The organism is Rhizobium leguminosarum (assembly GCF_001679785.1).
In the GTDB taxonomy this organism is placed as follows: domain Bacteria; phylum Pseudomonadota; class Alphaproteobacteria; order Rhizobiales; family Rhizobiaceae; genus Rhizobium; species Rhizobium leguminosarum_R.
The window spans coordinates 954677-968524 of the sequence record NZ_CP016287.1 but is presented as its reverse complement, the minus strand read 5'-3'; the positions used below and the strand labels follow the sequence as shown (position 1 = coordinate 968524).

The 13848-nt window shown below is 59.9% G+C and carries 11 protein-coding genes and 4 pseudogenes; 5 read left to right on the top strand and 10 right to left on the bottom strand.

The genetic code is table 11. The annotated features are described in order from the left end of the window. The first annotated feature begins 154 nt into the window (after positions 1 to 154). A complete protein-coding gene (locus tag BA011_RS28990; RefSeq protein ID WP_065281161.1) occupies positions 155 to 1537 on the top strand; it encodes an IS1380 family transposase in 1383 nt (460 codons plus the stop codon). A gap of 342 nt (positions 1538 to 1879) precedes the next feature. Here the strand turns inward: BA011_RS28990 and BA011_RS42465 are convergent. Next, positions 1880 to 2040: pseudogene (locus BA011_RS42465) on the bottom strand (integrase core domain-containing protein); the annotation flags it as partial. Between the two features lie 235 nt (positions 2041 to 2275). Here BA011_RS42465 and BA011_RS28985 point away from each other — a divergent pair. After that, positions 2276 to 4225 (top strand): elongation factor G, encoded by a 1950-nt coding sequence (locus BA011_RS28985; protein WP_065283361.1) that lies wholly within the window; start codon positions 2276 to 2278, stop codon positions 4223 to 4225. Between the two features lie 247 nt (positions 4226 to 4472). Here the strand turns inward: BA011_RS28985 and BA011_RS28980 are convergent, their stop codons facing one another. The 7 genes and pseudogenes from BA011_RS28980 to BA011_RS28950 form a co-directional block, all read right to left on the bottom strand. Beyond that, on the bottom strand, positions 4473 to 5576 hold the full coding sequence (locus BA011_RS28980) for a TauD/TfdA family dioxygenase (protein WP_065283360.1): 1104 nt from the start codon (positions 5574 to 5576) through the stop codon (positions 4473 to 4475). A 569-nt stretch (positions 5577 to 6145) separates the two neighbouring features. Next, positions 6146 to 6691: pseudogene (locus BA011_RS28975) on the bottom strand (LLM class flavin-dependent oxidoreductase); the annotation flags it as partial. 1 nt (position 6692) lies between these two features. Further along, positions 6693 to 7073 carry a dihydroxy-acid dehydratase gene (locus BA011_RS28970; protein ID WP_065283359.1) on the bottom strand — a complete coding sequence of 127 codons (381 nt, stop codon included), beginning with the start codon at positions 7071 to 7073 and terminating at the stop codon, positions 6693 to 6695. A gap of 231 nt (positions 7074 to 7304) precedes the next feature. Further along, positions 7305 to 8018, bottom strand: a complete 714-nt coding sequence (locus BA011_RS28965; RefSeq protein ID WP_237352716.1) for a dihydrodipicolinate synthase family protein — start codon at positions 8016 to 8018, stop codon at positions 7305 to 7307. Between the two features lie 37 nt (positions 8019 to 8055). Then, a complete protein-coding gene (locus BA011_RS28960; RefSeq protein WP_065283358.1) occupies positions 8056 to 9555 on the bottom strand; it encodes a tripartite tricarboxylate transporter permease in 1500 nt (499 codons plus the stop codon). A 28-nt stretch (positions 9556 to 9583) separates the two neighbouring features. Continuing rightward, positions 9584 to 10057, bottom strand: coding sequence for a tripartite tricarboxylate transporter TctB family protein (locus tag BA011_RS28955; RefSeq protein WP_065283357.1), 474 nt, complete (start codon positions 10055 to 10057; stop codon positions 9584 to 9586). A 62-nt stretch (positions 10058 to 10119) separates the two neighbouring features. Next, entirely contained in the window at positions 10120 to 11106 is a 987-nt protein-coding gene (locus BA011_RS28950) for a Bug family tripartite tricarboxylate transporter substrate binding protein (protein ID WP_065283356.1), read from the bottom strand. Between the two features lie 234 nt (positions 11107 to 11340). Here BA011_RS28950 and BA011_RS28945 point away from each other — a divergent pair, with 234 nt between their 5' ends. After that, positions 11341 to 12351 carry a LacI family DNA-binding transcriptional regulator gene (locus BA011_RS28945; protein ID WP_065283563.1) on the top strand — a complete coding sequence of 337 codons (1011 nt, stop codon included), beginning with the start codon at positions 11341 to 11343 and terminating at the stop codon, positions 12349 to 12351. 142 nt (positions 12352 to 12493) lie between these two features. Here BA011_RS28945 and BA011_RS46140 read toward each other — a convergent pair whose 3' ends face one another. Beyond that, a complete protein-coding gene (locus BA011_RS46140) occupies positions 12494 to 12622 on the bottom strand; it encodes a hypothetical protein (protein WP_257785319.1) in 129 nt (42 codons plus the stop codon). A gap of 17 nt (positions 12623 to 12639) precedes the next feature. Beyond that, positions 12640 to 12879 (bottom strand): 30S ribosomal protein S21, encoded by a 240-nt coding sequence (gene rpsU / locus BA011_RS28940; protein WP_028734557.1) that lies wholly within the window; start codon positions 12877 to 12879, stop codon positions 12640 to 12642. A gap of 155 nt (positions 12880 to 13034) precedes the next feature. Between rpsU and BA011_RS28935 the strand changes: the two are divergent. Continuing rightward, a pseudogene (locus BA011_RS28935) lies at positions 13035 to 13190 on the top strand (LysR family transcriptional regulator); the annotation flags it as partial. 169 nt (positions 13191 to 13359) lie between these two features. Next, positions 13360 to 13820: pseudogene (locus BA011_RS28930) on the top strand (type IV toxin-antitoxin system AbiEi family antitoxin domain-containing protein). The last annotated feature ends 28 nt before the right edge of the window (positions 13821 to 13848 follow it).

The following is a 13848-nucleotide window of genomic DNA, read 5'->3' as shown; positions in this document are numbered from 1 at the left end:
CCGGCTGGAAACCTTTATACCGTCTGATTACGCACGGCCTTCTACCGAGGAAAAGCGCTAGCCTGAATCTCTCAAAGTAAGGGGTGCATCGGGCCTGCGAATCTGAGAAACTGCTTTTACGACAAAGGCTTACCAGATTCGTTACGGAGGCCCGATGCAAACACACTGTATCTCCGCGCAGTTCGGATTTGAAGGCTTCGACGGCCACAAAGTTATCGCTGGTTTCGACGGCGGCGCGATCACCTCGGATGCCGGTGCGCTGCTGCTTCGCCACGTCGATGGGGCCATCGGGCTATTCGACCGGGTGGCCGGCTGCTTCATTGATGGCCGCGATCGCAAGTGCACGGTCCACAGCATGCGCACGCTGGTCGGGCAGCGCATTGCAGCGATCGCGCTGGGCTATGAGGATGTCGACGATCACGACACGCTGCGCCACGACCCGGTACTTGCGCTGCTGTCGGAGCGGCTGACGCCGAAGCGACAAGACTGTGCGGTGCTTGCCGGCAAATCCACGTTGAACCGGCTGGAGCACGGCCGCCCCGGCGCGCCGACGCGCTATCATAAGATCGCCTATGACGCAGGGGCGCTGGAAGCGCTATTCGTGGAGCTGTTCGTGGACGCACACGACAGGCCGCCGGAGGAGATCGTGCTCGATCTCGACGCCACCGACGATCCGCTGCACGGCCATCAGGAAGGGCGGTTCTTCCACGGCTATTATGACGGCTATTGCTATTTGCCGCTCTACATCTTTTGCGGCCGGCATCTGCTTTCGGCCAAGCTGCGACGCTCCAATATCGACGCCAGCGCCGGCGCGGTCGAGGAGGTCGGGCGGATCGTCAAGCAGATCCGCGCGCGCTGGCCCAACGTGCGCATCATCCTGCGGGCCGATTCCGGCTTTGCCCGCGACGAACTGATGGACTGGTGCGAGGCAAACGGCGTCGACTATGTCTTTGGCCTTGCCCGCAACAAGCGGTTGGAAGAGAAGATCGCCGAGGCCCTGGAGGAAGCGAGCCTTGCGGCCAAGGCAAGCGGCCAGGCTGCCCGCGTCTTCCGCGACTTCCTGTGGTCGACGAAGGGCAGCTGGTCATGCCGACGGCGGGTGGTGGCCAAGGCCGAATGGACGATGGCGGGGGCCAATCCGCGCTTCATCGTCACCTCGCTGGAACCGGAATACTGGGCGGCACAACCGCTTTACGAGGAGCTTTACTGCGCCCGTGGCGATATGGAGAACCGTATCAAGGAATGCCAGCTCGATCTCTATGCCGACCGCACCAGCGCCCACACCATGCGCGCCAATCAGTTGCGGCTCTGGTTTGCATCCTTGGCCTATGTGCTGATCTGTGCGCTACGCCGCCTCGGCCTCACCGGTAGCCGCCTTGCCGATGCCACCTGCGGCACGATCCGATTGAAGCTCTTGAAGATCGGCGCCCAGGTCCGCATCTCGGTCCGCCGCATCAAGGTGGCGATGGCTTCGGCCTGCCCATATGCCGAGGAATTTGCCCTGGCTCACGCCCGAATATGCGCCGCGGCCCGATGATGCCACCGGACCCGAGCCCTTCCCGCCAACGACAGAGGATACATCGCCGGACCAGACAAAACGCCCAACATCGCGGCGACGGCCGCCCGCGTCCTCGGCGGGGAGCCCAGCCCCGACCGCCGCCAACAGCCCAACGTCAACCAACGCCACAGGCGCTGTGAGAGATGCGGGCTAGGCTTTCCTGCGATTCGACAATCTGCGGGGCCAGGCTGCACGACTATCGTGCTTCATGCCTCCTGACCTTGCCCCTAAGTTTTATCCAGTTTTGAGTTCGCTCCAGGGTTCTTTTGAAATGCTCCCCGACTTTGGGTCAGCGGGAGCTGGAATTTTCGGGGTTATGGCTCAGCTCGGCGGGGGTGCCGATGAGCCGTTCATAAGCGAAATCGGTACCTTGTTGCCGATCGCGCCATGTGGCCGAACCTCATTGTAGTCTCTACGCCAATCCTCCATCTTTTGCGGGCATCCGCAAGGGTCAGGAACCAGTGCTGGTTCAGGCATTCGGCTCCTGCTGCCCGGCGATCGCCCGTTCGGCCGCGGCTGCAAACAATGTCAGTGGTTCGTCGCGCATAGACGTCGATATCGCAAATTCGTCAATGCGTTCTCAGCCCCTGAATGGATCAGCCTCAAATGCAAGTCCAGATCAAGCGTTGTGACACTGAACACCTCTGGCGCCTTGCAGCGGTTCAGGGCATTCTATGATGGCTGAAAATTGTGTTTATGGCAGTTGGAGGAAGGCCGATGCGCTGCTTCACCGTGCTTGGACCCTCGCAGACCGGAAAATCGACAGTCGTGGAAAGGCTCGGCTCCCTGGAGGGGACGCCGAGAAAATCCAGCTCGCCTTATGGATTGAACCTCACAGAATTCACCTTTGGAAGCGAGGCGTGGTGTGCACTGGATGCGCCAGGACCCAACGAAGCGTTGGCGCATGCGCAGCACGCGCTTCTTGCCAGCGACGCCTGCATACTGTGCGTTTCATCGGCACCCGCGGAGGCTGTGCTCGCCGCGCCCTATCTGCGGATAGTCGAAGCCTCGGGGACGCCTTGCATCCTCTTCGTCAACCGGATGGACGAACCGCGAGGGCGGTTGAGTGACGTGATCGCCGCGCTTCAAGACTACGCCAACCACACCCTTTTGCTTCGCCAGATCCCGATCCGCGAGGGGGACAGGGTCATTGGCAGTTGCGATCTGATTTCGGAACGGGCGTGGCGATACCGGGAAGGCCAGACTTCGGCGCTGATCGCAATCCCCGAGAGCACTGCCGACCGCGAGCACGAAGCGCGCGCCGAGCTCCTGGAACACCTGTCCGAATTTGATGACTGGCTTCTCGAGGAACTGATCGAGGACCGCGAGCCATCCAGCGATGCGCTCTATGCTATTTCATCACGGGTTCTAAGGGAAAACAGAATTATCCCGGTCCTGATCGGTGCTGCAATTCACGGCAACGGCATGACGAGGCTGATGAAGGCGCTGCGCCACGAGGCGCCGCCGGTAGGGGTTCTTCGGCAGCGTCTCGCTCATACGGGAACTGTCGATGAAGGCAAGCTGGCGGCCGTGAGCTTCCACTCCTATCATCGCCAGAATGTCGGCAAGACGGTGCTCGTGCGCGCACTTGGCGAGGGACTGCGGCAAGGCGCATCACTGGGCGGCTCCAGCCTCGGCGCCGTTCAAAATCTCGCAAACGGGCGGTCCAATTCGACGGTTCTGCCTGCGCCGGGGGATGTCTTCGCAACGGTCAAGTCCGACCACCTGCCCGTCCCTTCGCTGTTGACCTCCGGCGCGGTGGTCGCCCCGCCTGAGTGGACGGAACCACCCACGCCGATGCTTGAAAGGATCCTAATTCCGGGTAGCGAGCGCGATGAAAACAAACTTTCCGAAACGCTGGCGAAACTTTCCGAGACGGATCGCGGTCTGGAAGTCTTGCAGGAGGAAGGCACGGGCGCTCAACTCGTCCGCGCCCAGGGGCCGGTGCATCTGCGTGATCTCTGCCGAACGCTGTCCGATGTCTTTCATATCTCCGTGACCGACCGAACGCCCAGCCCAATCTACCGCGAGACGATCGCGAAACGATCGGAGGTTCATTACCGCCATCGCAAACAGACCGGCGGTGCCGGGCAATTCGCGGATGTGAAGTTGAGCATTCACCCCAACGAGCGCGGCCAGGGCTTCACCTTTGGCGAAACCATCAAGGGCGGCGCCGTTCCGCGCAATTACATCCCTGCCGTCGAAGCGGGCGCGCGCGAAGCGATGGAGAAAGGGCCGCTAGGCTTCGAAGTCATCGATGTCGGCGTAACGCTGTTAGATGGTCAGCACCATACCGTTGACAGTTCGGAACACGCCTTCCGGACTGCTTCGAAAATGGGGGTGCGCCAGGCGCTTTCCGAAGGATCGACCGTGTTGATGCAGCCGGTCTTCCGCTGCGAGTTCCACATCCCGTCGGTCTTTTCAGGCAGCCTTGTCCAGATCGTCTCCGCTCTCAACGGTCAGGTTCTCGGCTTCGACCGTGATGAAACCGCCAAGGGATGGGACATCTTCCGGGCGCTCGTTCCGGGTGGCGCACTTAACGATCTGGCGCGGGCGCTGCGCTCGGCGACACAGGGTATTGGTTATTTTTCCAAGACCTTCGATCACTTCGAGGAACTATACGGCAAGGAAGCGGACGCCATTGTGAGGGCAAAAGAGAAACCGTGAAAATTCGACGGTGTCGATGAAAACAGGCCCCAGGTTCGATCCCTTCAAGGCGAGCCGCCTGGGGGATAGCTGTGCCCGCGGTTTCCTTGCTATCAAGCGCTGTAAGCATGCCAAGTGTGCTATGCACCGCGGGGCCGATGCCGCGCTCTGAGTAAGCGCGGGAGGGTCATGACTTCGTCGAACCCGCAGTCGGCCGCCTGGCTGTTTGCGATTGCCGGCCTTTATGAGAATGGGTCGGCGCAACCGTTCAAGTTTGTCGCGCCAGCATCCTGATCCGGCTGTCGAACTCGCCACGGTCGACATAAAAGCCCTTGAGCAGCCGGTGACCTGTCATCGGATCGAAAGCGGTTCGACCATGCAGGATCCGCCTGTTGTCGAAGACGACCATCTCTCCAGGCTTCATTTTGAATGTGATGATGTTCGTCGGGTCGCGAGTCTCGGCCATGAACCGTCTGTAGGCGGCATAGTAGTCGGCCATCACGGTGTCGGGTATATCGAAGCTGTCCATGAGATGGGCGCTGTAGCGGACATCGAAAACGCGGTCCCGCTCATCAACACTGACCATCGGTCTATGCACGCGAATATCATATTGGCGATCGTGGAAGCGGTACGGAATTGGTATCGACGTCAGCAGCCGGAACGCCTCGGCGTCCTTACGGCGGACCTTCTCGGCAATCATGTAAGCGTCCGCGAACACGGATTCGCCGCCTTCCGCGCCGTTCCGCACACAGTGAAGGAATTGGTATCCCGGCGGCATCTCCTGGTTCGGAAGGTCGGTATGAAGGGGCAGGGCGTGCGAGGTGTACGCAAGATTGTTGGGATCGGGAATGGTCTCGACACGGAAAGTAAGGCCGAAATTCGTGCGCCTCAGAAACCCGATGCGTTCCCCGAGCGCTACGCCTGCTTCCTCGTTATCTTCGAGCCCGGTGACCACCGAAAGACCGTGCCTCTTCGTGTTGCAAAGCCACTCGAAGAAGACGTGGTCGTCCGAGAGATCGCTGATAGACACTTTGGGAATGTGTAAGTCCGCTTCCCAGATCTCGGCGGCTATATCGGCGGGGTCGGCCGCGCGTACACCCGGGCGATGGTTGTAAAGCCAATCAGCGGCCAGTGTCGTTCTGTCGTGATCTCCTCGCCAATCGATGTGAACGGCGTCGCCATCGAGCGTGACCGCTTCGGCTGTCAGGTCGAGCGGCACGCACAGCAGATCGAACTGCCGCTCACCGGTCTGTGGGTGGAACCCCTTTTGGTCGTTGTCACGCAGGAAGAGGTTTGGATAGAATGACGTGGTGCCGTCAATCCAATGCACGGCGATAACGCGTCCTCGCGCTTCTACACGTTCGATATTCATGAAATTTCTCCGTCGGTTTCAGGATCGCGTATGAACCCGAGATTCCGACGGCGGAGGCCACCAGCCCCCGCGCTTGACATATCCGTATGTGGACACAAGCAGCTTCATGGAATGATTGTTAATCCTCCGTGCGCGCGAGGACAATAGATTTCGCGCGATCGTCGCCTGACTCGGTCGAGGACACGATATTCGATTTTCAGCTAGGAGGCGCGACCGTCGGTCATCGCGTCTATGAACTCAGCGAATGTCCGGGCCAGCACCTTGACTTCATTTTGCCAGAGACCGGTGAACGCAGACCATCTGACGGCTCTTTTTGTCCAACGTCGGAGGTTGCGTCTGACGAATCTCCTGTAGACAGCGCTATGCTGAGGCAGAAGGAATTAAGAGAGGCGAGGACAGCAAGCGGATCAGCCGGCGTTCGAATTTTCATCAAGGGAGGCGATCAGCCTGTTTCGGCCAGTTCCTCGAGGCGGCTGGCAACTGAGAGAAATCGATCCCGGCTCGAGCAACGCACCCACTAAAATGCGCAAGGTAGGACATCGCGCTCGCCACGTCCTATCAACGGCCAGCTAGGTTAGAAGCGGAAGTAGCTGGTGACCCTGCCATTTAATTTCCGAAAGGTATGGTGTATCTGAGAGCACAAACTGGGTGATCCCAAGCTCTTCATATCTGCGCAAAGATCGCGCAACATCCTCAGCTGAGCCAACCAGCCAAGTCGTTCCCGCTCCGCCTCCACCGAATTTGCCTGGCGCCGTATAGAGATTGTCATCCAGCACGTCGCCTTGCCGTGCAAGATCCAGGAGGCGTTGCTGACCAACGGCAATGCCGTGGCGGTGATCCTGCCAGCTTCCCGCCGCTCCCTCCGCCGTCTTGGCCACCTTGGCTTCCGCATCCGCCCAGGCTTGCTCCGTCGTATCGCGAACAAGGGTGGTGATCCTCAAGCCGAATTCCGGTGGCGGCAGATCGCGATCAAGTGCTTTGCTAAGCGACTTCAGCCGATCGGTTCGCTCTCGCAGGCTATCCAGCGGTTCGCCCCAGAAGAGCTGCACGTCGGCCTCGGTCGCCACGACCCGTTCAGTAGCCTCGGAGGCACCTCCGAAATAGAGCCACGGATGGCTAGAAGGCATTGTGCGGCGTAACGGCGCCGTCGACCGGGTGCGAGCGCAACAGCTCTTCCGCCTCGATCGCCAGTTGCGATAGAGCATGGTGGTCGGTTTGACGAAGTTTTCCGAGAGCGACAGCGCCGGGCAATTCCACGGGAAAGCTACCGGCCTGCAGCACGCCGCGTTTTACCCATTCCACCCGATCCTTGAAATGCATGTGGCACGGCTGGGCATCAGACCAAGTGTTGAGGATCGCGACGATCGGCCGTCCCTCCCAGTCCGCCGGGTCATAGCCCATCTGCATCGTCCGCGAACGGTGGCCGAAGGAACGTTGGTCGTCCGGCACCATCCAGCGGGCGGATCGCAGTTGCTCGTAGGTCTTTTTCGGTGTCATTGACGTCTCCGGCCAGTCTTCGACGCATTGGCTTCGGTCAGATCCGGATTTCGTTTGATGTGATGAATGCCTGCAGTCCGCATGCTGGGATGGAGTGAGCGGCCAGGCCGAAGGCGGCCGGGTGGCGCCGCAATTATGACCGATCGCTGCCAGCGCCGCCTTCACTCCTGTCACATTGGTGCCGTTCAATTCCTCGGCGCGGATCTCCTCGAATGCTTTCATTCCCGCGAATCAGGCTGTTGGCCTTGCGGTAGTCGCCCGCTTCGAGTGCTGAATGAATGGCGACGGAGCGCTCGGGCCAGACATTGATGAGGCCGGACGTAAAGCCGCGTGCGCAGACCGCATAGAAGGCCGGAGCCCAGACTCCGCCAGTCCGTCGACCCAGACGATGTGGGGATCGGTGGCGGCGATCGCCTCGGCCAGTTTCAGCGGATTGGGCGTCGCCCATTTGACGCCGACAACCGCAGGCAGCTCACAGAGCTCTCTTATGGCCTTGATGCCGATGGCGTCGTTGCGCAGATAAAGCACTATGGGCAGTCCTTCTGCGGCATCGGCGATTGCCCGGACATAGTCAGTCAGGCCGCGTGGCGATGAAAATGGATCCGGCGGTTGGTGGATCATCAACGCCGATGCCCCTGCTGCCCTTGAGGTTCTAGCTAGCCAACCGGCAGGCGTCACGCACGCCTCTGCCCACGCCCGCCCCAACAGCAAAACGCGGCCACCCACATGATCCGCCGAAGCGCCGACCATAGTCTCGGCCTCCTCGACTGCAAGTGCGTAAAATTCGCTCGTATTGCCGTTCGCAACGAGGATGTGCACACCTGCGGCAATCGCCTTGTCCACGATAGGTCTCTGCCGCCGAGGATCGACCTCTCCAGCGTTCTCATAGGGGGTGACGAGAATGCCGGAGATGCCTGTGAGGGCCCTATGCAAATTGCTGGTCATCGGAGATCTTCCTTGTGTCAGTAACGTTCGCATCGCGTCATTCCGTGAAGGCTTCGTCGCGCTTGCGGCTGATCGAGGGTGCCAGCACCAGGCCCAGGACGACCACCGCCACCCCCAAGAGCAACAGGCTAAGCGGGCTTCGTACGAAGATGGTCGGATCGCCCTGGCTGATAAGCATGGCGCGGCGCAAATTCTCTTCCAGCATCGGGCCGAGAATGAAGCCCAACAGCAGCGGCGCAGGCTCGAAATGCAGCTTGGAGAGCGCAAAACCGACCGCGCTGAAGCCTGCCATGATGAAGATGTCGAAGGCGCTGTTGTTGATGCTATAGGCGCCGATGCAGCAGAAGCCGATGATTGCAGGAAACAGCAGGTGGTAGGGAATGGCCAGCATACGCACCCAAAGCCCGATCAGCGGCAGGTTCAGGACGACAAGCATCAGGTTCCCCGACCACATGGACACGATCATGCCCCAGAACAGTTCGGGTTCCTCGGAGATGACGTTGGGGCCGGGCGTAATGCCCTGAATGATCATCGCGCCGACCATCAGGGCCATGACCGGGTTACCGGGTATGCCAAGTGTCAGCATAGGAATAAACGAGGTTTGCGCTCCAGCGTTATTGGCGGATTCCGGCGCCGCGACTGCCTCGATCGCGCCCTTTCCGAATTCGGCCCTGTTTGGCGAAATGCGCTTTTCCAGCGCATAGGCGGCGAAGGAGGATAGCATGGCGCCACCGCCTGGCAGCACGCCCAGGAACGAGCCGAGCGCTGTGCCGCGCAGGACTGGACCGCGGATGCGCCTGAAATCGTCGCGGGTCAGCATCAGGCCAGTAACTTTCTTCACTCCGACCGAACGCTCATGCTCGTTCTCGAGATTGCGGAGGATCTCGCAGATGCCGAATATGCCCATGCTGACTGCGACGAAATTGAGACCGTCATAAAGCTCTGGAATGCCGAAGATGTATCGCTGCATGCCGCTTTCCACATCGGTGCCAACCGAGCCAAGCAGTAGGCCGAAAATGATCATCGCAAACGCCTTTAGGAGTGAACCGCTGGCAAGCGCTACCGAGGCGACGAGGCCGAGAATCATGAGAGAGAAATATTCAGCCGGCCCGAATTTCAGCGCGACTGCAGCAAGCGGCGGGGCCGCAACCGCCAGAAGCAAAGTCGCGACCGTTCCGGCGAAGAAGGATCCAAGCGCTGCTGTTGCCAACGCCGCGCCCGCGCGACCGTTGCGCGCCATTTGGTAGCCGTCGATTGCAGTGACGACCGACGAGCTTTCGCCCGGAAGATTGATCAGGATCGCGGTGGTCGAGCCGCCATACTGGGCGCCATAGAAGATGCCGGCAAGCATAATCAACGCCGACTCCGGCTGCAGTCCAAAGGTGATCGGCAACAGCATGGCGATCGTCGCAGTCGGCCCGAGACCCGGCAGCACGCCGATAGCGGTGCCCAGCAGACAACCGATGAAGCCATAGAGCAGGTTCACGGGCTGGAAGGCGGTGGCGGCACCCAGCAACAGGTCGGAAAAGATGTCCATACGAAACTCCAGGCGGGTGATAAATCGGTCAGTTGCCCAGGAAAGGGATCCATGGGCCGAAGGCGCTGACGGGAAGCGACAGGAGCCGTGTAAAGAGAACGACCGAACTGATCGCCATGAACAGCGCGAGCGCAATCGAATGGCGCCACCCGGCATATCTGCTGGCGCAACTAACAGCGCCCACCATCAAAAACATGGTCGGTGCGAGGCCTAGGTGCGAGAGCGCCAGGCCGAACAAGACTGGCGCCAGGATCACCAGGATGTAGGCTTTCCAGTTTGCCGGTGCATCCGGCTCATCCCTGACGGCAACGACCAGAGACTGAACCATGATGAGGACTCCGATGCCGATCAGCAGCAGGCTCAGCATGACCGGGAAGTAACCAGGTCCCATCTGGAACGAGTTCCCGATATCGAGCTCTCGCCCGAACCCAATGAACATTAGGCTAACGGCGATCATCGCCGCGCCGCCAACAAAGTCGCGACCGTTTCTAATCTTCAACATGGCTTTACGATCCATAGGTCAGAAGGCGCCGGCCGGCGCGATGCGCCGGCCGGTGGGAAATGTCACTGCAGCGGGACGTTCGCCGCCTTGATGACCTCTGCCCATTTTTCGGTTTCGCCCTTGATAAAGGTCGCAAACTCTTCCGAGGTACTGCCGACCGGCGTTGCGCCCATGCCTTCGATCTTCTCCTTCATGGCTGGGTCGTGAAGGATGGCCTGAACCTCCTTGCTGAGCCTCTCGACAATTTCCGGCGGCGTGCCTGGCGGTGCGAAAATGCCGTGCCAGGACGTTGCCTCGAATCCCGGAATGACGCTGTCCATAGTCGGCACGTCGGGCAGCAGCGATGCCTTGTCGAGACTGGTGACTGCCAGCGCGCGCAGCTTGCCGGCCTTGACTTGCTGGGCTGCCGTCGGAATGTTGTCGAACATGAAATCGATATGTCCGGCGACCACATCCATGATTGCTTGGCTGCTGCCCTTGTACGGCACGTGGGTGATCTTGACCCCGGCCTTGGTGGCAAGCAGTTCGCCGGCGAGATGGATCGAAGTGCCGACGCCAGACGAGGCATAGGTATGCTTGCCCGGCTCCTTCTTGAGCAGCTCGATAAGTTCCTGCACGGAATTGACCGGCAGCTTTTCCGGATTGACTACCAGAACGTTCGGCAGCCGGGCGATCAGCGATAGCGGCGCAAAGCCCTTTTCTTTGTCATAGGGCAAGGTCTTGAACAGGGTCTGGTTGATCGCATTGGAACTGACCGTGCCCATGCCGATCGTATAGCCATCAGGCTCCGCGCGGGCGAGATCGCCAAGGCCGACATTGCCGCCGGCTCCCGGCTTGTTCTCCACGATAAAGCGCTGGCCAAGGCGCTTACCCAATTGTTCGGCCACGAGGCGGCCGAAGGTATCGGTATTGCCGCCTGCGGCAAACGGCACGATCACCGTCACTGTTTTAGAGGGATAGTCCTGGCCCTGGGCCTTACCCGCAGTTGCGGCTAAGGAAGCGATCGAAGCGGCCATCGCCGCCACTGTGATGAAACGCATTAAACGCATGATTTCTCCTCCGGCTTGGGCAAGCATATGCCCGAGTGAAATTCCGTTCCGGCTCCTCAACCGGAAAATGGAAGCGCTTTCATTCTATCATCAAATTCTTGCCTCGCAAGACTTGGACGTCTTATGAATCAGCAAGCCTTTCCTGGCAGTTAAGTGAGATTGACAACTTTTTTTGTCGCGAGCCTTGCCAAACGGCAAAATGAAAGCGTAAATCATTTGAGGATGGAGATGACCATGGCCGGACAGGGAAGCAGCCTACCTAGACCGGTGACGCTGGCGGATATCGCCAGGCTTGCCGGGGTCTCGCCGGTGACCGTCTCGCGCGCGATCAACACACCTAGCCTGGTGAAGCCAAAGACGCTTAAAGCTATAGAACGCGTTATCGCCATGACAGGATATGTGCCTAATCTCCTTGCCGGTGGACTGGCGTCCCGCAGAACAAGGCTGGTTGCGGCGATCGTTCCATCGGTGTCCAGCACCATCTTCGCCGAGGCGATCGAAGGGTTGAATGCAGAACTCGTCTTGGAAGGCTATCAACTCCTGCTGGGCCTGTCCGGTTATGACCACCGCCGGGAGATGGAACTAACGCGCGCCATCCTGGCGCGGCGGCCCGACGGCATCATCCTGACCGGCATCACCCATCTGAAGGAAACGCGGGCTATGTTGACGGGGGCCGGTCTGCCGATCGTCGAAATCTGGGATTCCACGCCGTCGCCTCTCGATACCGCTGTCGGCTTCTCGCACTATGAGGTCGGCGCCTTGGTCGCCGAATACTTTATCAGGAAGGGCTATGATCGTTATGCGCAAATCGGCGCGAACGATCCTCGCGCCATTCAGCGCAGGGATGGATTCATCAAGCGGCTCTCTGGTGTCGCGGCGGTGGAAATCCCCGATATCGAGATGAACTCGCCGTCTACTTTCAGCGACGGGCGGAAGGCATTGGCGCATTTGCTTGCTCGGGGAAGGGGATCGCTCGCCGTCTTTGGAAGTTCCGACGTCGTGGCGCATGGGGCGCTGACGGAAGCGGTTGCAAGAGGATGCAGAATGCCGGAGGATGTCGCAATTGTCGGGTTCGGCGACTTCGACTTCGCGCCACACACCTATCCGTCGCTGACGACAGTTCGCATTGACCGCCGCATGATCGGGACAAAGGCCGCGCGGTCGATATTAAGAAAAATCTCTGGCGAGACTGTCGAGCCCATGATTGAAATCGATTTCGAAATCGTCGCGAGGCAGTCGGCTTAGTCGCCGATGGCGGCGTAGGTGCGCCAGGCGTTGAACCTCCGGCGACTGCATTGCGCCAGACTGCGATATTTACGCCTGTCGATTGACGGTAGAGAAGCGTATCAAAAGATGGGAGCGTGGCGACCGCCGTCGATCATGGCAGTTAGGTCGTCAAATCGCCGGATACCTCGGTGAACTGCGCGTTGACCTGGCGATTGTCGTCGGAGAGCAGCGAAGCGATCATCGCCCGACATCGTCGCGGCGGAGCGGCGGCATCAGCGAGACGAAACATCCGTCATTCGGTCTCCATTAGCGACCAGAAGCTCTTGCTTTCCTGGGGGCCGAAATACCGCTTTCCCGCTCAAGCTTTTTGCGAGCAAGCTTACGGACACGCCTGATACCCTCGGCCTTCTCACGAGCACGTTTTTCGGAGGGCTTTTCGAAACGCTCCCGAAGTCGGGCCTCCCGGAATACGCCCTCGCGCTGCAACTTCTTTTTCAAAAAACGGAGCGCTTGCTCAACGTTGTTGTCACGTACCAGAACTTGCATTCTAATCTCCTAGGATCACTGACGCGTCTCATTAGATCCACGCGCATTGATGATCAAGGCTTGGGGGACCGTTTGCCAAAATTCTCTGTCGTCACTGTTTCATGGGCACGATCGCGACTGGGGCTAGAGGTAAGCTCAGCCAGCGATTGAAGGAAACCGAGAGCCTGCCGAACCGGGCCTTCGAGCTGAAGGCGGTTAGAGGCATCGATTTCAGGGTCGGGCTTGGCGTCGCCTGGAACAAGGAGGACCCAACCGCCTCGCGCGATGACATCGTCGATATCGCGAGGTCACTGGCACGGCCGGGTAGGTGAGGCGAGGGGCACCTCGGGTGCCGCCCCAAGCGGAACGGCTTGCCGGGGGCAGTCGGTCCCGGGTTCCGCTCGTTCCCGAGCGGCGCTACGCCAACCCTCCTGCGGCTGCCCTTTTAACCGGTCAAGCCGTGCGCGAACCGGCGCCAGCGCGGGGGCGCCTTCGCCTGGTATGCTCATGTTTGGGGTAGTGTCCCGGCCGCGGCAAGGCACGGGTCGACAATATAGTCTGGCAGAGATCGCTGAGCGTGTTCCGATTGCCGTTGTCTGCCTTGTTTCAGCTCTCGCATTCCACCGCCGCACCGATCATCTGCCGACACACGTGTCGCTTGCCATAGGTCGCAAAGACTGAGCTCCGAAGTCATATGGCACACCTATTCGCATTGTGCGCTTTACAGAAAGCCTGCTCCACGATGACGTCGAAACCCATGTGACCGAAGGCGGCCCTGTAAAGGTCTTTGGGATCGCCAAAGCAACTGCCGATAGCTTCCGTTATCGCAGCAAGATCGGCCTTTCTGTGGCGATCGAGAGGGCTTCAGGAAGCGCTGCGGCCAGCGCAAGGCCACGCCCGGTGAAATTGCCGACCAAGCTGAACGTGGCGGTGGCGGCACCGTGATCCGCCCCAACGGCTAAGGAAATCGAAATGTTGGCGCCTCGGTTG